This is a genomic window from Comamonas thiooxydans (assembly GCF_000964545.1).
GTDB lineage: Bacteria > Pseudomonadota > Gammaproteobacteria > Burkholderiales > Burkholderiaceae_C > Comamonas > Comamonas thiooxydans.
Genome location: NZ_BBVD01000011.1, coordinates 43,342 through 67,352, shown reverse-complemented (window position 1 = coordinate 67,352; position 24,011 = coordinate 43,342). Strand labels below are relative to the sequence as shown.

Genomic DNA, 24,011 nt, shown 5'->3' with positions numbered 1-24,011 from the left:
CCGCAGGCATAAAAAACGGCTGCCTGGGCAGCCGTCTGTGGTGCAGAGTCTTTCAGGGCTCCGTCATCGATGTCATCAGCGATAGTGATGATGATGATGGCGATGACCACGCCAGCGCGGGCCGCCACCGTAATAGACCGGGCCGGGCACAACCATCACGGGTGCGGGACGATACACGGGAGGCGGCGGCGCATAGTAGACCGGTGCCGGAGGCGCATAGTAGACAGGGCGCGGCGGCATATAGACCGGGGCGGGCGCCATATAGGGTGTGGCGTAAACGGGAGCGCCGACGCCCACGGCCACGCCGGGCACGCCGATGCCGACCGACAGGCTGACGCCGCCATGCGCCTGGGCGCCTGCGGCAGCCATCAGGCCAGCAATAGCGATAGAGCCAGCGGCAAGCAGCCTGGCCATGCGGGGGGAAGTTGTTCTGGACATCACAATCTCTCCTCTGTTTATGTGTCACCGGGGCAAGCTTGCAAATCTGTGCTGCGCCTTCGGCCCTTGGGGATATAACGTTTCAGAGTCCCGTCAGGATGGCACGGTTCCTCCAAAACATTGTGTCCAAATGCACACGCGGCAAAGCTGCAGTGTCCGCAGATCGACATGAGGTCATGGCAGCCGGCCTAAAATGGTGCAATGAGCTCTGCTGACGCCTCCAAATCCAACAACACCGCCCCCGAAGCGGTCAAGCCCACAAACTTCCTGCGCCAGATCATCGAATCGGATCTGGACAAGGGCACTTATGCCGCCCGTCACTGGGGCGGCGCGCCCGGCGATGCCCAGCATCACCAGAGCGGCCAGGTAGACGAAGCCAAGATCCGCACCCGCTTTCCGCCAGAGCCCAACGGCTATCTGCACGTGGGTCATGCCAAGTCCATCTGCCTGAACTTCGGCCTGGCACGCGACTTCGGCGGCGTCTGCCATCTGCGCTTCGACGACACCAATCCGGAAAAGGAAGACCAGGAATATGTGGACGGCATCATCGATGCCGTGCGCTGGCTGGGCTTCGACTGGAAGGATGCCGACGGACACGAGAACCTCTACTTCGCCAGCAATTACTTCGACTTCATGTACCGCTGTGCGGTCTACCTGATCGAGCAAGGCCTGGCCTACGTGGACGAGCAGTCGGCCGACGAGATGAAGGCCAACCGCGGCGACTTCACCCGTCCCGGCGTGAACAGCCCCTTCCGCGACCGCTCCGTGGCCGAAAACCTGCAGCGCTTTGCCGACATGAAGGACGGCAAGCTGGCCGATGGCGCCGCCGTGCTGCGCGCCAAGATCGACATGGCTGCGCCCAATATCAATCTGCGCGACCCTGCCATCTACCGCGTGCGCCACGCCGAGCATCACAACACTGGCAATCAGTGGTGCATCTACCCGATGTATACCTTTGCGCACCCTATCGAGGATGCCTACGAGCACATCACCCACTCCATCTGCACACTGGAGTTCGAGGATCAGCGCCCCTTCTACGACTGGCTGCTGAACCACCTGCGCGAAGGCGGTCTGATCGACGCCCCCCAGCCCCGCCAGTACGAGTTCTCGCGCCTGAACCTGACCTATGTGATCACCAGCAAGCGCAAGCTCAAGCATCTGGTGGACAACCAGTTCGTCACCGGCTGGGACGACCCGCGCATGCCCACCGTGGTCGGCCTGCGCCGCCGCGGCTACACGCCGGAGTCCATCCGCAACTTCTGCGAACGCATCGGCGTGACCAAGGACTACGCCTGGATTGACTACGGCACGCTGGACGGCTGCCTGCGTGAAGATCTGGAAAACAAGGCACACCGCGCCATGGTCGTGCTGGACCCGGTCAAGCTCGAACTCAGCAACTGGGCCGAAGTGTTTGGCAGCGCCGAACATCTGGAGGACTGCCACCTGCCCGCCCTGCCCCACGCGGTGGAAGGTGAAACCGTGCCAGAGCGCCGTTTCACCCTTGGCCGCGAAGTCTGGATCGAGCGCGAAGACTTTGCCGAAGTGCCGCCCAAGGGCTACAAGCGCCTGTTCCCCGGCAACAAGGTCCGCCTCAAGGGCGGCTATGTGATCGAATGCACGGGCGCCGAAAAGGACGCCGATGGCAATGTGACCAAGGTGCTGGCCACCGTGGTGCCCGACACCAAGAGCGGCACACCGGGCGCCGACAGCGTCAAGGTCAAGGCCGCCATCACCTGGGTGGGCGCGGCCGATGGCCTGCAGGCCGAAGTGCGCATGTACGACCGTCTGTTCACCGACCCGCAGCCCGATGCCGGCGGCAAGGATTTCCTGACCCTGCTGAACCCCGACAGCCTGAAGGTCGTCACCGCCTATGTGGAGCCTTCGCTCAAGGCGGCTCTGGCTGACGACAAGTTCCAGTTCGAGCGTTTTGGCTACTTTGTGGCCGACCGCAAGGATCACCGCAGCGACAAGCCCGTGTTCAACAAGATCACGGGACTCAAGGACAGCTGGGGCAAGTAAACACTCCAGCCGGTTTCAACAAGGCTGCCAGGATTCACTGGCGGCCTTTTTTTATTGCGCAAACTGCCGCGGCATTTATCCCGAGAAAAGCTATTCGGTTCTCCGATCGGAAAATGGATAGCGCCCAATGAATTCTGGTTACATATTGAAATGAATACCGCCGGTATTGATTTTCAATACTCGATAAACATTTGCATAAAATGTTCTGAAATTCAGAGCATTTGATTATTTTCTTTCTAGAATCCTGCTCACCGCAACATTACCAATCCGCAATTCATTCGCGGATTTTTTATTTTCATCAAAGGTCAAGAATGAACAGAAAAGCAGGAGCAGGCATTGCAGCGGCCATCGCCGTGATCGTGGCAGGAACACTGGGCACCAGCTATTACATGGGCGGCAAACTGCAGCAAAGCTTTACCGAAGGCCTGGACAAGTGGAGCGAGCATGGCGTGAAGATTCAGGTCACCAGCTATGACCGCGGCGCTTTTTCCTCCACCGCCAAAACGGTATGGACCCTGGACAGCAGCGACGAGCCCGTCCAGTTCACCGCCGAGCACAAGATCAGCCACGGTCCGCTGCCCCTTGGCCATGCCGCCGAGATTCACACCAGCTTCGATCTGCCCGAAGACGCGGACCCGGCGCTGAAAACCGCGCTCAACGGCCGCTCTCCGCTGGAAGTCGACACCAAGGTCGGCTGGGGCCGCAGCAGCTCCAACGTCATGACGTCGCCGGCCGTGAGCAGCAAGATCAAGGACAGCGAAATGAACTGGGGCGGCATGAAGATCGTCTGGGACATGCCCGCCGACATGAAGGCCGCCAAGGGCACGGGCAGCTTCGCCGGCCTGCAGTTCAAGGACGAGGAAGGCAGCGTGACGCTGGACAAGGCCGATATGCGCTTCGACATGAAACAGCCCCCGGGCCAGCAGTTCTGGACCGGCCCTTTTGCCATGACGATTGCCAAGATTGCCGCCACCAAGCAGGAAGAGGAAGGCAAAAGCTCTGCCAGCCACTTCGAAGGCATCACCATGGATTCGGACACCATCCTCAAAGGCGAGGTCGTGGAAATGACGCTCAAGACCGGCATCAAGACCGCCAAACTCGAAGACAAACAGGCTGACGACCTGATGCTGGACATGGCCTTCAACAATGTCGATGCCAACTGGATCAACCAGGTCGTGGAAATGAGCAAGCGCAAGAACCCGCTGCTCGGCGAGGCCACTGACGACGAAGATGCCGAGGAGCAGGGCAGCGGCGATCTGCGCGAGAAAATGCTCAAGTCGCTGACACAGGCCCTGGCGCGCCAGCCCGTGATCGAGCTCAAACGCCTGTCCATGCGCACCCCCGACGGCGTGAGCGAGTTCGCGGCAGCCATTCAGTATCTGGGCGATGGCGAGAAGATGGGCACTCTGCTGCAGGATCTGAAGGTCAGCCTCAAGGCCGATATGCCCAAGCCCTTCATGGAAAACATGATGCTCTCGCGCAGACGTTCCAGCCTGCTGGCCGTGTTTGAAGACGAGAGCGAGTACAAACCCGAAGATATCGAGGAAGCCGCCAAAGCCCAGACTCAAGCCAGCCTGGACATGCTCAAGGAGCAAGGCATCTTTGAAGACAAGGACGGCAAGATGCGCACCGAGATCGTCTATGCCAAGGGGGAATTCCAGGTCAACGGCAAGCCGCTGGACGCCATGGGTACCAGCACACTCATGGGCACCATGACCGAATGATGTGACCCAGACCCGGGAGGCCTGTTGCTTCGCGGATAGCTCCAAGGCCTGCCTCGCGCAGGCCTTTTTCATGGGAAGAACGCCCCCCGAGTATGAAGATGCAGACGAGAAAGCACCGTCAGCAACTCCTGCCCGAAGTGTTCATTGTTTTCAGCCTTCAGCCCTTACCCACACTGCGAAAGAAGCTATCAAAATTCACGATATCTCTCGGAGCATGGCCTGCAACCACACGCTTTATTTGCTTACAACACTCTGTCAACAACGGCTCAAAACTGGCGTTAAAACAGCATCCGCCAAAGCACCGTGATTTGCACGGCGCGGCGCAAGGAGCGTCAGATGTCGCATTTCCCCAGGACCCGGCCCGAGCAGCCGGAACTGCAGCCAAAAACGGTCGCCCGCCTATGGCATCCAGGCATGATTGCCCTGGCCGCCGCCATGGCGCTGAGCGCCTGCAACGATAAGGATTCGCCGATCAAGGCGGACAGTGCGCCGCCAGCCTCGGTACCTTCCGCCACGCCCGATGCCGCCCAGCCTCAGCCCGCAGCCTATGTGCCACCCGGTGCTGACGCGCTCTACCGGATGGTGGCGCCGATTGCGCTTTACCCGGACAAGCTTGTGGCCCAGATCCTGGCCGGTGCCACCTATCCAGACCAGATCAGCGCCGCCGAAACCTGGCTGGGGCAGAACCCCGGACTGCAGAAGACGGCGCTGAGCAATGCCGTCAACGCCCAGAACTGGGACCCTTCCGTCAAATCACTAACCCAGTTTCCCAATGTGCTGGAACAGATGGCCTCCAACCTGCCCTGGACCACGGCGCTGGGCAAAGCCTATTACAACGATCCCTCGGATGTGATGAACGCCATACAGGTCATGCGCAACCGTGCCTACAAGGCCGGCACGCTCAAGACCTCCAGCCAGCTCAAGGTCAACCTGGCGTCCACGCCTGCCGCCGTGGCCTATACGCCAGGAGCCGTGGTCACACCGCTGCCCGACCCGGTCATAGAGCCGCCGGAGCAGTTCATTGAAATCAGCCCCACCCAAGTGGATACGGTCTACGTTCCTCAGTACGACCCGGCTGCAGTCTACGGTCAGCCGCTGCCCGTATATGGCGGCTACCGCTATGTGGAGGTGCCGCCTCCAGCTCCCGTGGCAGGCGTGCCCGTGATTGCCGGCCTGCTGGGCTTTGGCACCGCCATCGTGCTGGCCGGGTCCATGGACAGACATCCGTCCTGGGGCTGGAATGCCTGGAATATGCACTGGGGCGATCCCGAAAGGCCCTGGCGTCACGGCGAGCGCCCCCCGCCCCCGCAAGCCCGTCCGGCCGTGGTCTACAACAACACCACCTATATATCGCAGTCGCGAACCGTGGTGCAGAACATCCATCGCACGGACAACACCTATATCAACAGCACCCATGAAAATGCCGCAGGCGAGCGCCAGGTACAAACCGGACAGCCTCAGACTGCAGGCATCTTCGCTGCACAGCATGGACTGCAGCCGGACGCGATTGCTGGCGGCGCAACAGCAGCGGCCCTCGCTGCCGGTGGTCATGCCCTGAGCCAGCGCCAGCCAGCACAGAATCCTCTGGCTACACAGCTACAGGGCAGGCCGGGCTTTGCCCAGGGACCCAACCAGGTTCCAGGCGGGCCACGCGCGTCCAATGGCAATACTTTGATGCCGCCGCAAGACCCGCATGATCGCCATCCACCGCAGGCGCCGCAGATGCAGGCTGCCACGGCGGAGAAAGCCATGCAGCAACGCCCACAGGAGCCAACCCAGCGCCAGCAAGCAATGCAGCAGCAGACTCCTGTGCAGGTGCAACAGCAGCACACCCAGGAGCAGGCCCAGCGTCAGCAGCCCATGCAGCAAGTCCGCGAGCAGCAGGAGCTCCAGCGACAAGCCCAGATGCAGCAGCAACAGCAGCGTGCCCAGGAGAAGGCTCAACGCCAACAGCAAATGCAGCAAGCCCGTGATCAGCAAGAGCATCGGCAACAGGCACAGCTGCAGCAGATGCAACAGCAGCGCGCCCAGGAGCAGGCTCAGCGCCAGCAACAAATGCAGCAACAAGCCCTTGAACAGCAAGAGCGTCGGCAACAGGCACAGATGCAGCAGATGCAACAGCAGCGCGCCCAGGAACAGGCTCAGCGCCAGCAACAAATGCAGCAGCAACAAGCCCGTGAACAACAGCAGCGCCAGCAGCAGGCCCAGATGCAGCAGATGCAGCAGATGCAACAGCAGCACGCCCAGGAGCAAGCTCAGCGCCAGCAGCAAATGCAGCAGCAACAGGCTCGTGAACAACAACAGCGCCAGCAGCAGGCCCAGATGCAGCAACAACGGGCACAGGAACAGGCCCAACGCCAGCAGCAGGCACAGATGCAGGCTCAACAGCACCAAGCCGAGCAACAGGCTCGCATGCAAGCGACGCGGTCTGAGGGCCGCTCGCGCGGGGATCGCGAGCACCGCTGAAACGCCACTCGCCTTCGTACCATGCCGCCTGCCATGCAGGCGGCTTGTCAGTGCGCAGCCTGCATGACGGTATAAACAAGCTCATAGAAGCTCATTCGTTTTTGCGCCACTCATTGCAGCAGCCTTCATGTACAAACCCAGCCATTTCAAGGTCGACGACCCCACTGCCCTGCATGCTCTGATCCAGGCTCACCCGCTGGGTTGCCTGGTCACCCATTCCGACTCGGGGCTGGACGCCAATCACCTGCCTTTCGAGCTGTTGCAGGACGAGGACGGCGTTTTGCGCCTGATCGCCCACGTGGCGCGCGCCAACCCTGTGTGGCAGCAGATCCGGGACGACAGCTCCGTGCTGGTGATCTTCCGTGCCGAGCAGGCCTATATCTCCCCCAACTGGTATCCCAGCAAGCACGAGAACCATGAGCAGGTCCCGACCTGGAACTACCGTGTGGTCCATGCGCACGGCCGCATCGGTGTGCGCGATGATGAAAAGTTCGTGCGCGGCGTGGTGGGCCGGCTCACCCGCCGCCATGAGGCTCGGAACAATGCCCAGGCCCCATGGAAAATGAGCGATGCTCCGCCCGACTATCTGCAACGCATGCTCGGCGCCATCGTGGGCCTGGAAATTACCGTCGACCGCCTGGAAGCCAAGTTCAAGCTGAGCCAGAACAAGCAGCAGCGCGACCGGCTCGGTGCAGTGCAGGCCCTGGAGCAACTGGGACAGCTGGATCTGGCCCTGAGCATGCGCCTGCCCTGATCGCCGCTGCCGACCTGCAAGTCATAGACATGCGTAAAGCTCCCATCCCTGTATCGCCTTTAGCTCCGCTATCGATAGCAATACAGCACAATGCCTGCACAACCCGATAAGCACCATGCCAGCCGAAAAAATTTCCAACCCTTCTCTCCCTCCCGAGCGCCGTCGCCTGCTGCAATGGATGGCGCAATCGGCGCTGTTTGCCGCAGCACCAGCCTGGGCTGCGCGCAGCGCCAACTCGGACAGCGCGCTCTGGCCGCAGGACAGCAGGGTTCCCGGCGGCGTCGCACGCCTGTCGCTGGGCCCTGCTTCCGCACGTCCCCTGGTCACGGCAGCGGAGGCCGAGGTTCTGGTGGTGGGAGACATGATCGAATGGACTGCACTCGTGGGCATACCGCTTGCCACCACACTGGGTGAGCAAAGCGTTGGCGTGAGGGCCGACGGCCGTTTGCGCACCATGAGCTATACGGTGCGCGACAAACAGTATGTGGAGCAACGCCTCAAGGTCTCACCCAAGACGGTGGACCTGTCTGCCGAAGACAATGCCCGCTACGAACGCGAGGCCGCCCACCTGAAGACCGTGATGGCCACCTTCACAGAGCCGCTGCCTTCCGGCAGCCTGCACATGCGCGTGCCGGTGCCGGGTCGCCGCTCCAGCAGTTTCGGCCTGCGCCGTGTCTTCAACGGCCAGTCGCGCAATCCGCACAGCGGCATGGACATCGCCGCCCCTACGGGCACGCCGGTGCGTGCACCGCTACCCGGCAAGGTGATCGATGTGGGCGACTATTTCTTCAACGGCGGCACGGTCTGGCTGGACCATGGCGGCGGCCTGCTCACCATGTACTGCCACCTGAGCCAGGTGGACTGCAAGCCGGGCGACCAGTTGCAGACAGGCGATTCCTTTTGCAAGGTCGGAGCCACAGGCCGCGTGACCGGTCCCCACCTGCACTGGAGCGTGATGCTGAACCGCGCCATGGTGGACCCGGCGCTGTTCATCTGAACGGATCTCGCAGACGAAAAAGCGGCTCAGCGAGCCGCTTTTTAGTTCTTGCTACCAGATCAGAATCACAAGCGCCCGACCTACCAAACGCTGCAGATCGGTTTGCTCGAAACTATGGTGCATCCCGATCCTGCTTCAGATAGTTCTCCACCAACTCAAAGAAACTGTCGTAGAAGCTGCGTTTGGAAATGGTCTCGCTGCCCACCTTGACCAGCGAATCGTTGCTGGAGGAAAACGGCAGAGACAGCGAACCCAGAGCGCTCACCCCCACGCTGGCCGAGGTTGCACTCTTCTTTAGCGAATAGCGATCCTGCAACGCTGTCGCAAAACCCAGACTGACCAGGCCATCACTGGTCTGCGGCACGCAGACCACACGGAAATTGATTTCCAGATTGGTCTCCGTATTGGGCTGGAAGTTCTTGCGCCCTTCTATCAGCTCCTGCGTCCTGGCCGTTGCGATATAACCCTGGCTCAACAAGGCGCGACGTGCGGCCTCGCAAGTCTGTGCCGGTGTCGCATCAAAGCCGCGGGAAAACGTGGAACTGGAGTCAAAAGTCTCCTGTACCGGCATATGCTGAGGTGCGGTTGCCGAGCATGCCCCCAGCAAACCTGCCAATATGCCCACAGAACCCAGCCGCCCCCAATTCAGCCCAAACAAAGCAACACCACCTAAGCGCACAGAAACTCCTTGATGCCTGGGCCGTAGTTTCTTCATAGCCCGAACCTTTGAAGCGTAGCAGCTTGGCAAAGACTAATTTGACGAAGCGCTGTCTAGTCGTACGGATTTTTTCGATCTTTACAGGGGCTTCACGCCCGGGCGGCACATCTGATTTCTCCGCCCTTCCGCGTGCAGCATTTGTTGACACTCTGAGGTTGTCGAAGCGCAAAACAACCGCAACGTTGGGTTAAGGTCAGATAAAACCCGCAGGGAACTGATATGGTCAACAGAGACTCTGTTTCTGCTGACACGGTTTGCCGTATTCCTCTATTCGACCTTAAGGAAACCCTATGAAATTTCGCTGGACCTGGTGCCTTCCCCTTGTTGCTTCCATGACGCTTGCCGCCTGCGGTACGACAAGCGGTGGCGGTGCAAGCAAGCCCGGCCCTACAGGCTCCGCAGGCGATGCCGCGTCGCTGACCGCCTACCACTGGAAACTGCAGCAGGCCTACACACCGGCTGGCAATGAGGACCAGAGCTGGTTTCTGGGCTCCAGCCAGGCACCTATCGAGCTGGACTTCGTGGATCAGCGCGTCGTCGTCAAGAATCTGTGCAACGTCATCTCGTCGGCTTACACCGTTGAGGGCCAGCGCATCAATCTGCAGCGCGGCATGAGCACCCTGCGTGCCTGCAATGACAACCAGCTGATGATGCTGGAGCAGAAGGTAGCGCGCATTCTGCCTACGGCCAAGCAATGGAATGTGCAGCTCGGCGGCTCCTCCACTGAACAGCCTCGCCTGACGCTGCAATTCATTGATGGCACGCGCTGGCAGCTCAACGGCAAGCCCACTGCCCAGACCCAATACGGCGGCGCGCCCGAACGCATATTTCTCGAGGTCGGTCCCGAGCGCAAGGCCTGTAGTGCAGGTGCAGGCCGCCATCAGTGTCTGCAGGTACGCGAGATCCGCTATGGCGACAACGGCGTCAAGACCTATACCGGCCAATGGGAGAACTTCTACAGCGAGATTGAAGGCTACAAGCACGAAACCGGTGTGAGCAATGTGCTGCGCATCAACCGCTTCAAGCGCCAGAATGTACCCGCCGATGCTTCAAGCTATGTCTATGTGCTGGACATGGTGGTGTCCTCGGCCATCGCCGACAAGCGCAAGTAAGCCGGCGCTCAGGCATTGAAAAAGCCGGCCCTGGTGCCGGCTTTTCTATTTTCATGCGTACATTCAACGCCGATGTTTCACGCACCACGTTTCATCAAACATGGTTCGTTGCCAAAGGACGATTTTCTTTTGGCAATAACTACTTAGGGAATGTTTTCTGAACGCAGTAGTTCGGAAAACAGGATTACAGGTTATGCCCAACGTCTGTGGAGCCGCCTGTGGACAAGCCTCGGAAAAGCAGAGCGAGGCCGCACAGGCATTGACTTCGGGCCCTGCGATCAAAAAATACGCAGGGATGATTGAGCCTGCAATGTTTCACGGAGAAAAAAGCCGACACCTTTCGGATGTCGGCAAGAGAGGAAAGTCACTGACCTCACACACAAATCATTGAGCTGGCTCCTGCCCCGGCTCCATGCCCCAGGCAATAGCAGACAGATTCAACGCAGACGGAAACGACCTTCCACAAACATGGAAGAACGATGGCCGCTTTCGCACTGGTTGTCAGCGTAGGACCAGAAAGCCTGCACCGTGCCCTTGGCCGAGTCTATGACCTGGCTGACCGTGAAGCCGGTTTTCTCGATCCAGTTCAAAAAATGCAGGTGGTCGCTGAGTTGCAGATAGCTGAGGTTCTCGCAGCCCTCGGAAATATGCCCTTGCGAGTCCACCACGCGCCAGCGCATCTGACCGCTGGCGGTGTAGCGGACTTGGGCCTGGCTGTCCGGGAATTCAATGACTGCTTCGCGGCCCAGAAGAGTTCCTGCGTATTGCATCGAAAGCATGGACATGATGTGACTCCTTGAGAGAAAGCTTCGCTATTCATAACGCCAAACCATTTGTGTGAAGCTATGATGAATCGCCGCCGTTTCTTTGCGTGTGGGAAAGTGACTCATGCCTTCGTCGGTAAACATTTTTTGACAAACAAGGCTTCTCTCCTGCATGGCATGAAGGTTAATCCGCAGCCTGCTTGCCGGATATGAACCGCAGCAGAAGTGAATGCTCAGAACGGCCATAGGCACTGCAGAAAACAAGGCGATCGCGCATACTCGGCCCTCTGACATTTCAGGTCGCCAAGGCAGGACGTCGGCCCAGGCCAACTCCCGCCTCCTCAGCCGCACTCACGGATCTCACCTTGTCCACCCCCGTCACCTCTACAGCGCCTCAGGCCTCCTCCATCCCGCCATTGCGCGATCCCGCTTTTGTCAATTTCGTGCTGGCACGCATGCTTGCCATGTTTGCCCAGCAGATGCAGGCAGTGGTGGTGGCCTGGCAGGTGTACGACATCACCCGCGAGCCTCTGTCTCTGGCCTATGTCGGGCTGGCGCAGTTCCTGCCCATGGCGGGTCTGCTGATTCCCGCTGGCGATCTCAGCGACCGCATGAGCCGCAAGCGCCTGCTTGGCATCAGCTGGCTGGTGGCCGCAGTCTGCTCGGGCCTGCTCTGGCTGCTGGCCGAGAGCGGCGCGCACAATGTGCACTGGATTTATGCAGTGCTGGTGCTGTTTGGCTGCAGTCGCGCCTTCAGCGGTCCGGCGCTGCAAAGCCTGTTGCCGCAGATCGTTGCCCGCGAGCAACTGGCCCAGGCCCTGGCCACCAACAGCATGCTGATGCGTATCTCGGCGATTGCCGCTCCCGTGCTGGGCGGCCTGCTGTACGCGCTCGGCGGCGGCGTGCTGACCTATGCGGTCTGCGGCGTCGCTCTGCTTCTGGGTGCGGGCCTGCTGAGCCAGGTCCCCGTACACTTTGCCGGCCCCAGGATCGTCACTGACGTGCAAACCACCATGTGGCAACGCTTTGCCGAAGGTCTGCATTTCATGCGTACCCGCCCCATCATCCTTGGCACCATCTCGCTCGATCTGTTTGCCGTGCTGCTGGGTGGCGTTGTGGCCCTGCTGCCCGTTTATGCGCACGAGGTGCTTCAGGTAGGTCCGCAAGGCCTGGGCCTGCTGCGCTCCTCCATGGCTGCGGGAGAGGTCTGCATGGGCCTGTGGCTGGCATCGCGCCCCATCAACCGCCGCGTGGGCAAGGTGATGTTTGCCGCCGTAGCAGTGTTCGGACTGGCCAATCTGGTGTTTGCGCTCTCGCACTGGTTTGTACTGTCCATGCTTGCACTGGCCGTGGCCGGTGCAGCCGATATGGTCAGCGTCTATATTCGCGGCGCATTGGTGCAGTTTTCCACGCCCGACCATATGCGCGGCCGCGTGAATGCGGTGAACATGCTGTTCATCGGCTCCTCCAACGAGCTGGGCGAGTTCCGCGCAGGCAGCAGCGCGTCCTGGTTCGGCGCAGTTCCCGCCGCCATTCTGGGCAGCCTGTGCACGCTGGGCGTGGTGGGTGGTTGGATGGCACTGTTCAAGCCCCTGCGCGATGTGGACAGGCTCGAAGATGCGGCGCGCGTAAGCGGCCTCGAGCCCCCGCAAGCACTTGAAAATCAATAGCTGCCAATCATCGGGCAATTGACGCTGCAACCCGTTTCGACACAAAAAAGCCTCGCAGACCCTGCGAGGCTTTTTGCTGATCGCGGCGGCTGATTTACAGCAGCTCGGCACGCAGTTGTTCGGCGCTCTTGGGCGACAGCAGGCCAGGGGCCACGTCAAATACCGTCTTGCAGCCATGTTGGCCAGCCTGGGCCAGGCGATGCACGGCGCGTGCATAAGCCACAAGCACGCTGGAAGTGAACTCGGGGTTGCTGTCCAGCTGCAGGCGGTATTCGATGACCTGCTTGTTTTCGGCACTGGTATTGCCGCTGCGGATCACAAAGCCGCCATGGGGCATGGCAGAGTGATCGCGAGCCAGCTCTTCGGCACTGATGAAGTGGACCGTGGTGTCGTACTGGTCGAAGTAGTGAGGCATTTCCACAATGGTCTTGCGCACGGCTTCGGCGTCGGCGCCATCCTTGAGCACCACATGGCATTCACGCTGGTGCTTCTCGCGGGTGGACAGCTCGGGGCGCACGCCGGAGCGCACCTTGTTGGCCGCCTCTTCCACAGGGATGGTGTACTGCACGCCGCCGGCCACGCCTTCCACGCGGCGGATGGCGTCGGAATGGCCCTGACTCAGGCCCTTGCCCCAGAAGGTGTAGGTAGCGCCGTCAGGCAGCAGGGCTTCACCCAGCACGCGGTTGATGGAGAACATGCCGGGGTCCCAGCCGGCCGAGATCAGGGCCGTGCATTGACCCCCCTGAGCGGCCTTGTCCACATTGGCAAAGTGTTCGGGGATGCGGGCATGGGTGTCAAAGCTGTCGACCAGATTGAAATGAGCCGCCAGCTCGGGCGCCTGCCTGGGTAAATCGTCCTTGGAGCCGCCGCAGAGAATCAGCACATCGACCTGACCTTTGTGCGACAGCAAAACATCCATGGAATGCACAGGCGTACCTGCATTCAGGGGCTGGAGCTGGGAAGGGTCGCGACGGGTGTAAATCCCCTTGAGCTGCATATCGGGGTTCTTGGCGACAGCAGCTTCCACGCCGCGGCCCAGATTGCCGTAACCGACGATAGCAACGCGGATAGGGGATGAGGTCGATGCCATGACGAGCTATTCCTTCAAACAAAACAAAACTTCAATTATTGCCCTGCGATGCACCAACTTGGGGCTGGAACTGCAGCAATCTCAGTCCGATGTGTGTGAACGCCCACGCCATGAATGTCGCAAGCCATCGCCGATCAGCAGGCCCACGGCGGCAAAGATCAGCGCATAGCTCAGTTGCTGCTGCGGCTCCATGCTCTCACCCAGCAGCCAGGCCACCACGACCAGCAGGGCCGGTTCCACATAGGACAGCAGACCGAACAGGCCCAGCGGCAGCCAGCGACTGGCAATCATGTACAGCGCCAGCGCCACGGCGCTGACGATGCCCAGCAAGGGCAGCAGGCCCCATAACGTCGGATGACCCGCGACCAGCGGCCAACTGTCTGGCGTGCGCAGCGTGAAGGCAATGGCCACCGGAACCAGCAGCGCCATGTCTATCCAGTGACCGGCCAGGGTATCGGTCTGCAGCCAGCGGCGCAGCGAGAAATACACCGTATAGCCCAGCGCCACCACCCAGGTCTCCCAGGACATGCCGCCGGCCTGCCAGAACTCATGCGCCACGCCCGCAGCCGCCAGGAGCGTAGCCAGGCTCTGGCCCAGCGTCAGACGCTCGGCAAACAGCACACGCCCGGCCACGACCATCACCAGCGGCAGCAGAAAATAGCCCAGCGACACTGGCAACGCACGCCCGTTCATGGGTGCCCACATGAAAATCCATAGCTGCACGCCCAGCAGCGCCGAGCTCAGCACCAGCAGCATTCCAAACCGGGGCTGGGCCAGAGCTCTCGCCAGCAAGTCGCGTACCGCCGCCACCTCCTTGAGAGCGAACAGCAGGGCAGTGGTAAAGGGCAACGTCACCAGCACGCGCCAGCCAAAGATCTGCTCGCCATCGAGCGGGGCAAGAAAAGGCGAGAGGTAGTACAGCGAGGCGAACAGCACGGACGCCAGGGCCGAAACCACCACACCCTTGAACATCACAGACACAAGATCAAGCCTCCAAATGGCGGCCAGCATTGATCCGTCAAGCGCTGGCAGCTACTTCAAAAAATGAGCCGACGTCAAGCGGCCCGCACCGATTCTCGGCCACGAAGCGGCCTGTCGGCAGGCAGACCCTGGTCAGCAAAGCTTTGCACTGTGCGCTAGAGTGCGGCTCGCCCTCTTCTGTCTGCCTTCCACATGCCCGATACCGCCCTGCCCGACGGCTCTGCCAATCCGCCTTTGCACATACTCTGGCAGGACGAGCATATGGTCGTGGTCTACAAACCCGCCAGCTGGCTGGTGCATCGCACGGGCCTGGATGCGCACGAGACCCGCTTTGTCATGCAGACGCTGCGCGACCAACTGGGCCATCATGTCTGGCCCGTGCACCGGCTGGACAAGGGCACTTGCGGCGTGCTGCTCATGGCACTGCACAAGCAAGCGGCCCAGGCTCTGGCTGCCAGCTTTGCAGCCCATGAAACCCGCAAGGAATATCGGGCCCTGGTGCGCGGCTGGCTGCCCGAAACGTTGGAAGTCGATCATCCCCTCAAGCCCGACGATGCACCCGAGGATGCCCCGGTGCAGGACGCGCACACGCACTTGCGCTGTCTGGCGCGCCTGTCCTGGCCCGAAAGCTATGACGGCCGACACCCCGAAACCCGCATCAGCCTGGTCGAAGCCCTGCCGACCACGGGCCGCAGACACCAGATACGCCGCCATCTCAAGCATGTGGCCCACCCCATCATCGGCGACGCCACCCATGGCAAGGGGCCGCTGAATCGCTGGTGGGCCGAACGCCTGGGTCAACAGCGGCTATGGCTTCATGCCAGGGCACTGGAGATTGCCCACCCCGTGAGCGGGCAGCTCATGCGCTTCGAGGCCGACTGGTCCAGTCTGACTCAGCTGCAGGAAGCGCGGGACTGGCAAAAGCTGCTGGCGCTGCCGGGCTGGCAACCCATAGCATAAGAAACAGCTGTCAGCGCTTGTATCTCAAGCGTTGACAGCTATGATTTTCTGCAACTACGCAGACTTTGGCGTAGCGCGAATCCACTTGCCCTCTTCGTCGAACTGCAGGCCTGGTGCGGCCGCAAACTCGTATTGCGCTTCGGGTTCGGCCTTGAGCTCACCCTGCAGCAACTCCACCAGACGCTCGTTGCCCATCTTGAAGCCACAGGCCTGGGCATGGCCTCCGCCGCCAAAGCTCTCTGCCAGAGGAATGCAGTTGAACTCCGAGCGCGAGCGCAGGCCCACCTTGGTGCCCTTGTGATTGGCATGCCACATCAGGGCAAAGCTGCCGCTCTGGCGCGCCAGCAAATCACCCACCTGGCTGTGGAACATGCCCGGGCAGTTGACCATCAGGCCCTGCCTGCCGTTGAAGACCAGCACCTGGGCGCCGTCGGCAATATCGGCGCAAAGCTTCTGGAATTTCTCGTCCATGGCGCCGCCACGGGCCATATAGACGGTTTCCTGCTCGGGCGTGAAGGCCGCAATCTCGGCCCAGCGCTCAAAGCTGCGCACGGGCTCCATGTCCAGAGCCGCGAGAAACGCCGCGCTTTCGGGGAATTCCCATTTCCAGATATCGCGGTCCTCGATGTAGCGAATCAGACCGGGCACGGGCTTGTCGGCCTGGAAAAACTCCCAGGCCAGACGCGCGCCGGACTTGCTCATATCGAAATGCACCACGCCGCATTGGCATTGGTAGCCGCTGAGTTTCTCGGCCGCACTCTTGTGATGGTCCAGCACCACGAGCTTGGCCACGCGCGACTCGATCTCGGTCATCAACGTGGGCTCAAAGGCAAAGTCCAGCACATAGACGGCGCGACCGGCCAGATCGCCCAGGTCGTCGGCCACCTGAATCTCGCCGTGATCCAGACCGCGAAACTCGGCCTGACCTTCATAGAACAGCCAGGCCGCCAGCGCCGCGCCAAAGCCGTCGGGGCAGCGACGGCCATGGTAGAGGATGAGGGGCTTGGGATCGTTGCGATCGGGGCGTACCAGCAACTGCTGGAACAGGGAAATTTTGGCGTTCTGTGCGGTCATAACCGGGTATTTTCGCCGTTTGCGCCGGAGCGAGGCGACGCACGGGCATTGCGGGCTCACGGCTGACTGCTTCCGTGGCGGGTGTTTCGCCCTGCAAGACACTGCCTGCAGGGCTCATCCGGCTGCCCGCAAGAGGCTTCACGCCTTGTAAGTCATCGCTTGCTTTTTCCTTGGTTAGCACAAGCGCTGAAATCCCTGATTTCGGTATCTACCTAAGCCCCCACTCTTCGCATACGCCTATGATGGGGGTCTTGCTATTGAAATGCTGCGGTCACCGGCAGGCCCGCAACGCTTGCCTGCCACGACAGTTACAGCGCTGGGTGCTCCGCGGCCCCTGTATGCGATCTACACCCGATATCACTCCTCACCTCGGTACGCTGCTCAGTTTTCGCCGCGACCTGCACGCCAATCCTGAGCTCAAATACGAAGAGCACCGCACCGGCGACAAGGTCGCCGCATACCTCACGGCCCTGGGCCTGACCGTGCATCGCGGCCTGGGCCAGACTGGCGTTGTCGCCAGCATCTACGGCAAGGGCCGCAGCAAGGACAACCCCGGTCGCAGCATCGGCATCCGCGCCGACATGGACGCCCTGCCCGTCACGGAAATCAACACCTTCGGGCACATCAGCCAGAACAAGGGCCGCATGCATGCCTGCGGCCACGACGGCCACACCACCATGCTGCTGGGCGCTGCAACCACCCTGGCGCAGCAACCCGACTTTGACGGCACGGTGCACCTGATCTTCCAGCCAGCCGAAGAAGGCGGCGCTGGGGCCAAGGCCATGATGGATGACGGCCTGTTCGACAAATTCCCCTGCGAAGCCGTGTTTGCGCTGCACAACTGGCCATCGCTGCCGGCAGGTCAAATGGCGGTGCGCGTTGGCCCCATCATGGCCTCCACCCTGCGCTTTCAGATCAGGGTCCATGGCAAGGGTGGCCATGCGGCCATGCCCCACACCACGCTGGACCCGATTCCCGTGGCCTGCGCCATCGTCAGCCAGTTGCAGACCCTGGTCTCACGCAGCACCGATCCGCTGGACTCGGCCGTGCTCACCGTGGGCAAGATCACCAGCGGCACGGTGGAAAACATCATTCCCGATGACGCCATCATCGCCGGCACCGTGCGCACCCTGAAGAAGGAAACGCGCGAGATGTTTGTCGAAGGCCTCAAACGCATCAGCAGCCACGTGGCAGCCGCCCATCTGTGCACGGCCGAGTTGACGCTGCGCCCCGGCTCCTACCCCAACACAACCAACCACGCCCGCGAAGCCAAGTTCATGGCCGCCGTGATGCGTGAAGTGGTCGGTGACGACAACGCCTTTGACGACGTGCTGCCCGCCATGACCTCCGAAGACTTCGGCTTCATGCTGGAGGCCGTCCCCGGCGCCTATGGCTGGATTGGCAATGCCAAGGGCGACCAGCCCGGCGTGAGCCTGCACAATCCGGCCTACGACTTCAACGATGACAATATCGGTCGCGGCTCCAGATTCTGGGATCTGCTGGCACGTCGCTATTTTGAGCAGCCGGCCGCCTGACGACAGCCAAGAACTACGCTATTCATAGCTGAAAGCCCTCAACCAGCAATGGTTGTGGGCTTTTTTCATATCTTGGCAGCGGCATCGGGCTCGCCCAACACCTCGACCAGCCAACGCTGCTGCGGCATGGGCATGCCGAGCAGCATGCCCTGAAGCACGATGTCCGGGTTCCACTGCGTCAACTGCAGCGCCTGCTCGGACAGCTCCACACCTTCTGCCACCACGCGCAGTTGCAAGCGGCGCGCCACCAGCAACATGGCTTCGACCAGGGCAGCATCTTTTTCGGAGCGATGGCTGCCGCTGACAAAGCTTCTGTCGATCTTGAGCTCCTGAATCGGCAGGTGCTGCAGGCTGTACATACTGGAATAGCCGGTCCCGAAGTCATCGAGAGAAATCTCTATGCCCAGGCCACGCAGTGCCAGCATGCGCCGACGCGCCTGATCCAGATCCCGCAGCAAGGTGCCTTCGGTGATCTCCAGTGTCAGCTGGCGAGCATTGGCACCGGTTTCCCTCAAGACCTTGTCCAGCGTGGCCATGAAATCGTCATGCGCAAATTGCTGAGCGCTGACGTTGACCGACAGACGCAGTCCACGCTCTGCCATGGCCGGCCTGGCCAGCAGCATGCAGGCCTGACGCAGCACCCAGTCGCCCAGACGCACGATGAGCTCGGACTCCTCGGCCACCGGAATGAACTCTCCCGGGCTTACCAGCCCCCATTCGGGGTGCTGCCAGCGCACCAGCGCCTCGGCACCCACGCAGCGACCGCGCGCATCGGTCTGGCTCTGCAGATACAGACGCAACTCCCCGTCGGAGATGCCGTGGTACAAATCCCGGGCAATGCGCACGCGCCGATATACATCCTGGGCCATGCGCGGCTCGAACAGCACCACGCTGCCCGGACCGCCCAGCTTGGCCTCATGCAAGGCCACGCTGGCAAAGCGCAGCACGTCATGGCTGTTGCCGCCTTTGATGGCCGGCTCCAGCACGGCGCCGCCAATGCAGCAGCTGACAAACTCGGTTTCCACCCAGCTGTTGAGAGAAAACGGCTTTTGCAAGGCCTTCTTCAAGGTCAGCGCATACTGCTGCAGCTGCTCATCCACACCTTCGGCCTGCTTGTGCAGGCTATCAAAAACAATAGCAAACTCCGCAGCCGCAACACGCGCAATCCAGGCATCGTCAGGCAGAACCTCGACCAATCTGGCCCCCATGGCCTGCACCAGCTCGTCGCTGTGCTGCATGCCATGCACATCGTTGAAGACGGAAAAGCGATCTACGTCCAGCAGCAGCAATCCATGGCTGGCATCCTGCCGAACCAGGGCCAGTTCGCGCAGATGCAAGGTCAGCGAATGGCGGTTGGGCAGCCCCGTGAGCGAGTCCAGGTAGACCAGGTCGTGGATACGGCGCTCGGCCAGAACGCGCTCGGAGAGATCGCGCTTGAGCTCCACATAATTGACGACCTCTCCCTGAGGCGTGCGAATCGGCGTCACCAGCACCGACTCCCGCAAGGCCTCACCCTTGCTCGTGCGATTGGTCATCTCGCCACGCCATAGCGTGCCCTTGGCCAGTTGCTTGAGCGCGCGCTGGCGGTGACTGCGATCCATGCCCATGGTGGACACCAGCTCGGTAGACTGGCCGATCACCTGCTCGCGCGCATAGCCCGAGCGCAGCAAAAAGGCCTCGTTGACATAGATGACCTTCAGCTCGGGATCGGTGATGACGATGCTCTCGGGGTTCTGCTCGACCGCCCGATAGAACTTGCGCAGCTCGTTCTGGCTGGCCTCCAGTGCGGCCAGCATTTCCTGGCTTTTCTGCACGCGCCGCCCCAGGCTGGCTCTTGCCTGCAAGCAAATGATGAGCACCAGCATCATCATGCCCAGCAAATGAACCATCGCCAGCAGATGCTCGGCTGCCGATAGGGCTGCAAACGGCGTGCCGATATGAGGAGCCAGCCACCATAGAGCGGCAACGACGATGGAGGACAGCCCCAGCATCGTCAGGGCGGCACGCGTGCCCTGCACCCAGAGCGCAACAGCCAGCCAGGCAGGAAATGCCATCACGGCCGGCCCATAAAGCCCTCCCATGTGCCAAACCCAGAGCAAGCTCAACAGCCAGTTGCCCCAGACAAAGCAGGACACTGCCCAGACCCACTGCCTGGCCTTGGCCAGGCCCATGCACAGCAGCGACAGCAGCATGACGCCGCCGGACAGCGCCAGATCCATGTCGTCCATCGCCGGCATCAGCAACCAGACCAGACTCATTGCAGCGCCCAGAACCCACATCCAGAGACAGCCCAGCCACACCATGCGGCGCATGGGCAACCGGTATCTGGCCTCAACGAAGTGACGCTGCATGCAAGCCCTTTGGCATTCAGACTGAATGATGAATGCTAGGGGCAGTTGCCAATTAGTTCAATCGTCCGGCGAGCCAGGTCTTGAAAGCCCAGACGCACGGCCTGCCCGGCTTGAGTGCATGCAAGGCCTGGCCTGGCCGCATCAGGCTTGTCGCCTGCAGCCTAACGCTGCTGCTGCTGCCGCCGCGCGCTTCGGCGTGCCTTGGTCTGTGCATCTTTCCTGGCCTGGCGCTCCGCATCTTTTTGCTGGCCCTCGGCAAGCCAGACCTCGAATTCGGCCGGAGTCTCCAGCGTGATGCGGCCAATGCTCACATCACGGAAGTCGGTCAGCACCAGCTCGGCCGCCTTTTGCAGGTTCACGCGGCCGCCACTCATCACGGCGCCACGCTTTTTGCCGATCATTGTCAGCAGCTCGTCATCATGCAACGCCGCAATTTCATCGGCCGAAATGCCCAGCTTGTAGCGCGCCTCCAGCATGGAAGCGTAGTGCTTTTGCAGATACAAAAGCAGCTCCAGCGCCACCAGGTCTTCGTCGTAGGCATTGCGCCCCACGGCACCGCTGGCCGCCAGGTTGTAGCCGCTTTTCTCCACGATGATGCGCGGCCACAGCATGCCGGGCGTGTCCCAGAGGTAGAAGTCGTCGGCCAGCACGATGCGCTGCTCCAGCTTGGTCACACCGGCCTCATTACCGGTCTTGGCCTGGGTCTTGCCGCTCATGGAGTTGATCAGCGTGGACTTGCCCACATTGGGCACGCCGCAGATCAGCACCCGCATGGGCTTGGCCAGACCGCCACGCGAGGGCGTCAGCAGCTTGCACTGCTCGATCAGACGCTTGGTGGGAGCAGGTTCCGAGGCGTCCAGCGCAATGGCGCGCGTCTCGCTCTGGGCGTTGTACCAGTCCATCCAGGCCTTGGTCTGGACCGGATCGGCCATATCCTGCTTGTTGAGTATCTTCAGGCGCGGCTTGTGGCCCGTCATCTCCTGCAGCAAGGGGTTGGCGCTGGAGCCGGGCAAGCGCGCATCCAGAACCTCGATGACCACATCGATTTCCTTGACGCGCTCCGTGATGGCCTGACGCGTCAGATGCATGTGACCGGGAAACCATTGGATGGCCATAAGCGGAGATCTTTCTTTTTTGCAGGGTGCGAGCACGCAATGGGCGCAAACACCCTTTTATGTCAGTGAATTCAGGCGCGCAAGGATAATCTCCCTCTGCTTTTCTGACCTGCCAGCTCGCTTATGCCCTTGCCCTCCGCCCCCCAAAAGTCCAAAGCCCGCAACGAAATTCTGATCAAGGGCCTGACGATTGCACTGATCGGCATCATCATCTTGCTGGCCCCTGTGTTCAAGCCTGAAAGCGGTATTGCCCAGCTGTTTGCCCAGTCCCATATCGTGGGCTGGTTTGCTCTGGTGCTGGGTCTGGCCTTCATAGCCCAGTTTCTCTGGGTTCGCTTCAAGAAATGAGCGACACAGCCCTGCTGCAGCCGCTGACACAGGCGCGCAGCCAGATTGCGCTGTGGCAGCAGCGCGCAGCAGCAGCGGCGGTGACGCTGCGCCAGCCGCCGCCCGAGCCCACGAGTTGCTGCGGGCGCGGCTGCAACGGCTGCGTCTGGGAAGGCTATTACGGCGCGCTGACTTTCTGGCTGGAGGATGCGGCCCAAGCCATGACCGAGGCCTGAAACCCGCTACTCGGGACTCATGCCATTTCGGCTTCCAGCGCAGCCAGGCGAGGCACATGGACTTCTTTTTCCATGACGTCCACCTCGATATCGGCGATCTCGTTATCCAGCGCTTGATAGTCAATACGGAAGCGCCCCGCCCCTGCCTCCAGCCTTTGCGCCTGATGGAATAGCTCGCGCGCTGCTGCGCTGGATTCGGCCACCAGACCCGCGTTCTGGCTGGTCATATGGTCCAGTGCCTGCACCGCCTCGCTGATCTGGGCGATACCCTGGTTCTGCGCCTGTGCCGCCTCGGTGATCGAGGCGATCAGACCGCTGACCGTGCGCACATCGCGCACGATATGCTCCATGCGCTGGCCGGCCTGCAGCGCCAATGTCTGTCCCGACTTCATCTGTTTGGTGGAGTGCTCCATGAGCTGGCGGATCTGCTTGGCCGCTTCGGCACTGCGCTGGGCCAGCTCGCGTACCTCGGCCGCCACCACGGCAAAGCCACGGCCCTGAGTGCCTGCCCGCGCCGCTTCCACGGCGGCATTCAGCGCCAGGATATTGGTCTGGAAGGCAATGCCGTCAATCACCCCCACAATGGCAGCCACCTGCTGGCTGCTTTGCGCCATGTGCTCCATATTGCGAACCACCTCCTGCACCACGCTGCCTCCGCTGGCCGCCGCCTCGGCGGCACTGCGCGCACTCTGGTCGGCATGGCGCGCACTGTCGGCCGAATGGGTGACCAGGGTGACCATGTTTTCTATGCTGCTGACCGTGGCCTTGAGTTGCTCTGCAGCATGGGCTGTGCGATCGGAGAGATCGCTGTTGTCCTGCGCCATCTGGCTGGATGCGGCAGCCACGGCCTCCACACCCCCCTGCACCTCGCCTACCAGGCCGCGCAACTGCCTAGTCATCAGCGCCAGCGACTGCATGAGCCGACCCAGCTCGTCGCCGCGCTCCGCCGCCGGCGGTGCATAGCTGAGATCGCCCGCCGCAATGGTCTGCGCCAGCTGCACCGCCTCGCTCAAGGGCGTGGTGATGGAGCGAATCGTCGTCAACGACAGCAACGCCCCCACCAGGCCCATGAACAAGCCCACGCCCATGGCCATGCGCTTGGCGATGGCGGTTTGCTCGCGCCCATGCTGCTCGGCGTCCAGACGCTGCTGCTGCTGAGCCTCGATAAAGGCATCCTGCGCCTGGACATAGCGCCTGGAAGCGGGAATCAGTTGTTCGTCCACCAGCTTCTGCGCCTCCCAGGCCTTGCCCAGATCACGCGCCTGATAGGCCTGCTCGTAGATATCGAGCACTGCCTTGCGTTCCTGCTCCACCCTGGCCAAGCCGCTTCGATCGACTTCGCTCTGAGCATCGGCCTGCACCTGTTGCTGCAGACCACCAGCCTGTTGCATCAGCCCGCGAGCTTTCTGCGAGAGCTGAGCAATCAGATGCTCTTCCGAAGAGAGCACGCTGGCCAGCGCAGCCTCCACGCTCTGCAGCGTCAGCGCCTGCCAGCGCAGCGCAAGATTGATGCGCTTGTCCGTGGCCTGAACAGCGGCGCTGACCCGCTGCTCCACATTCTGCAGATAGCTGAACAGGCCGCCTGCCACCAGCACATTGCACAGCAACAGCCCCAGGAACAAGGCCCACATCTTGCGAGCCACCGAAAGGTTCTGGAATTTCTTCAACAACATGAGCACA

Annotated in this window: 20 protein-coding genes; 11 read left to right on the top strand and 9 right to left on the bottom strand. The window is 61.4% G+C overall.

Going from position 1 to position 24,011, the window contains the following annotated elements:
- Positions 1-75 precede the first annotated feature (75 nt).
- On the bottom strand, positions 76-414 hold the full coding sequence (locus tag Cth01_RS18220; protein ID WP_034378402.1) for a hypothetical protein: 339 nt from the start codon (positions 412-414) through the stop codon (positions 76-78).
- Between the two features lie 225 nt (positions 415-639).
- Here Cth01_RS18220 and Cth01_RS18215 point away from each other — a divergent pair, with 225 nt between their 5' ends.
- From Cth01_RS18215 to Cth01_RS18195, 5 genes are all read left to right on the top strand, one after another.
- Entirely contained in the window at positions 640-2,457 is a 1,818-nt protein-coding gene (locus Cth01_RS18215; RefSeq protein ID WP_045840021.1) for a glutamine--tRNA ligase/YqeY domain fusion protein, read from the top strand.
- Positions 2,458-2,768: 311 nt separating this feature from the next.
- Positions 2,769-4,181, top strand: a complete 1,413-nt coding sequence (locus Cth01_RS18210) for a YdgA family protein (protein WP_045840020.1) — start codon at positions 2,769-2,771, stop codon at positions 4,179-4,181.
- Between the two features lie 336 nt (positions 4,182-4,517).
- On the top strand, positions 4,518-6,647 hold the full coding sequence (locus Cth01_RS18205) for a DUF3300 domain-containing protein (protein ID WP_045840019.1): 2,130 nt from the start codon (positions 4,518-4,520) through the stop codon (positions 6,645-6,647).
- A gap of 127 nt (positions 6,648-6,774) precedes the next feature.
- On the top strand, positions 6,775-7,401 hold the full coding sequence (locus Cth01_RS18200) for an FMN-binding negative transcriptional regulator (RefSeq protein ID WP_045840018.1): 627 nt from the start codon (positions 6,775-6,777) through the stop codon (positions 7,399-7,401).
- A 115-nt stretch (positions 7,402-7,516) separates the two neighbouring features.
- The gene (locus tag Cth01_RS18195; RefSeq protein WP_045840017.1) at positions 7,517-8,398 is read left to right on the top strand and encodes a M23 family metallopeptidase; all 882 of its coding nucleotides are present in this window, start codon (positions 7,517-7,519) and stop codon (positions 8,396-8,398) included.
- A gap of 112 nt (positions 8,399-8,510) precedes the next feature.
- On the opposite strand, the gene Cth01_RS18190 is transcribed toward Cth01_RS18195, so the two are convergent.
- Positions 8,511-8,969 (bottom strand): DUF2242 domain-containing protein, encoded by a 459-nt coding sequence (locus Cth01_RS18190; RefSeq protein WP_224648528.1) that lies wholly within the window; start codon positions 8,967-8,969, stop codon positions 8,511-8,513.
- Between the two features lie 437 nt (positions 8,970-9,406).
- Between Cth01_RS18190 and Cth01_RS18185 the strand changes: the two genes are divergently transcribed.
- Positions 9,407-10,228 carry an META and DUF4377 domain-containing protein gene (locus Cth01_RS18185; protein WP_045840015.1) on the top strand — a complete coding sequence of 274 codons (822 nt, stop codon included), beginning with the start codon at positions 9,407-9,409 and terminating at the stop codon, positions 10,226-10,228.
- Between the two features lie 437 nt (positions 10,229-10,665).
- On the opposite strand, the gene Cth01_RS18180 is transcribed toward Cth01_RS18185, so the two are convergent.
- On the bottom strand, positions 10,666-11,013 hold the full coding sequence (locus tag Cth01_RS18180; protein ID WP_003053278.1) for a MoaF-related domain-containing protein: 348 nt from the start codon (positions 11,011-11,013) through the stop codon (positions 10,666-10,668).
- Between the two features lie 344 nt (positions 11,014-11,357).
- Between Cth01_RS18180 and Cth01_RS18175 the strand changes: the two genes are divergently transcribed.
- Positions 11,358-12,662, top strand: coding sequence for an MFS transporter (locus Cth01_RS18175; protein ID WP_045840014.1), 1,305 nt, complete (start codon positions 11,358-11,360; stop codon positions 12,660-12,662).
- Positions 12,663-12,756: 94 nt separating this feature from the next.
- Here the strand turns inward: Cth01_RS18175 and Cth01_RS18170 are convergent, their stop codons facing one another.
- The gene (locus Cth01_RS18170) at positions 12,757-13,752 is read right to left on the bottom strand and encodes a diaminopimelate dehydrogenase (RefSeq protein WP_045840013.1); all 996 of its coding nucleotides are present in this window, start codon (positions 13,750-13,752) and stop codon (positions 12,757-12,759) included.
- Positions 13,753-13,833: 81 nt separating this feature from the next.
- Positions 13,834-14,724: an EamA family transporter RarD gene (gene rarD, locus Cth01_RS18165; protein WP_045840050.1), complete on the bottom strand. Its 891-nt coding sequence runs from the start codon at positions 14,722-14,724 to the stop codon at positions 13,834-13,836.
- A 201-nt stretch (positions 14,725-14,925) separates the two neighbouring features.
- Between rarD and Cth01_RS18160 the strand changes: the two genes are divergently transcribed.
- Positions 14,926-15,693 carry a pseudouridine synthase gene (locus Cth01_RS18160; RefSeq protein WP_034359415.1) on the top strand — a complete coding sequence of 256 codons (768 nt, stop codon included), beginning with the start codon at positions 14,926-14,928 and terminating at the stop codon, positions 15,691-15,693.
- A gap of 54 nt (positions 15,694-15,747) precedes the next feature.
- On the opposite strand, the gene Cth01_RS18155 is transcribed toward Cth01_RS18160, so the two are convergent.
- Positions 15,748-16,767 (bottom strand): DHH family phosphoesterase, encoded by a 1,020-nt coding sequence (locus tag Cth01_RS18155; protein ID WP_045840012.1) that lies wholly within the window; start codon positions 16,765-16,767, stop codon positions 15,748-15,750.
- A 338-nt stretch (positions 16,768-17,105) separates the two neighbouring features.
- On the opposite strand from Cth01_RS18155, the gene Cth01_RS18150 reads away from it, so the two are divergent.
- Positions 17,106-18,302 carry a M20 aminoacylase family protein gene (locus Cth01_RS18150; protein WP_045840011.1) on the top strand — a complete coding sequence of 399 codons (1,197 nt, stop codon included), beginning with the start codon at positions 17,106-17,108 and terminating at the stop codon, positions 18,300-18,302.
- Between the two features lie 65 nt (positions 18,303-18,367).
- On the opposite strand, the gene Cth01_RS18145 is transcribed toward Cth01_RS18150, so the two are convergent.
- Together Cth01_RS18145 and ylqF are read right to left on the bottom strand one after the other, a co-directional pair.
- Positions 18,368-20,653, bottom strand: coding sequence for a putative bifunctional diguanylate cyclase/phosphodiesterase (locus Cth01_RS18145; protein WP_045840010.1), 2,286 nt, complete (start codon positions 20,651-20,653; stop codon positions 18,368-18,370).
- 161 nt (positions 20,654-20,814) lie between these two features.
- A complete protein-coding gene (ylqF, locus tag Cth01_RS18140; RefSeq protein WP_045840009.1) occupies positions 20,815-21,768 on the bottom strand; it encodes a ribosome biogenesis GTPase YlqF in 954 nt (317 codons plus the stop codon).
- A 123-nt stretch (positions 21,769-21,891) separates the two neighbouring features.
- Here ylqF and Cth01_RS18135 point away from each other — a divergent pair, with 123 nt between their 5' ends.
- Together Cth01_RS18135 and Cth01_RS18130 are read left to right on the top strand one after the other, a co-directional pair.
- A complete protein-coding gene (locus Cth01_RS18135; protein ID WP_003063898.1) occupies positions 21,892-22,116 on the top strand; it encodes a hypothetical protein in 225 nt (74 codons plus the stop codon).
- On the top strand, positions 22,113-22,331 hold the full coding sequence (locus tag Cth01_RS18130) for an oxidoreductase-like domain-containing protein (protein WP_080746229.1): 219 nt from the start codon (positions 22,113-22,115) through the stop codon (positions 22,329-22,331). Before Cth01_RS18135 ends, Cth01_RS18130 begins: the two co-directional genes overlap by 4 nt.
- 17 nt (positions 22,332-22,348) lie before the next feature.
- On the opposite strand, the gene Cth01_RS18125 is transcribed toward Cth01_RS18130, so the two are convergent.
- Entirely contained in the window at positions 22,349-24,004 is a 1,656-nt protein-coding gene (locus Cth01_RS18125) for a methyl-accepting chemotaxis protein (protein ID WP_034359491.1), read from the bottom strand.
- Between the last annotated feature and the right edge of the window lie 7 nt (positions 24,005-24,011).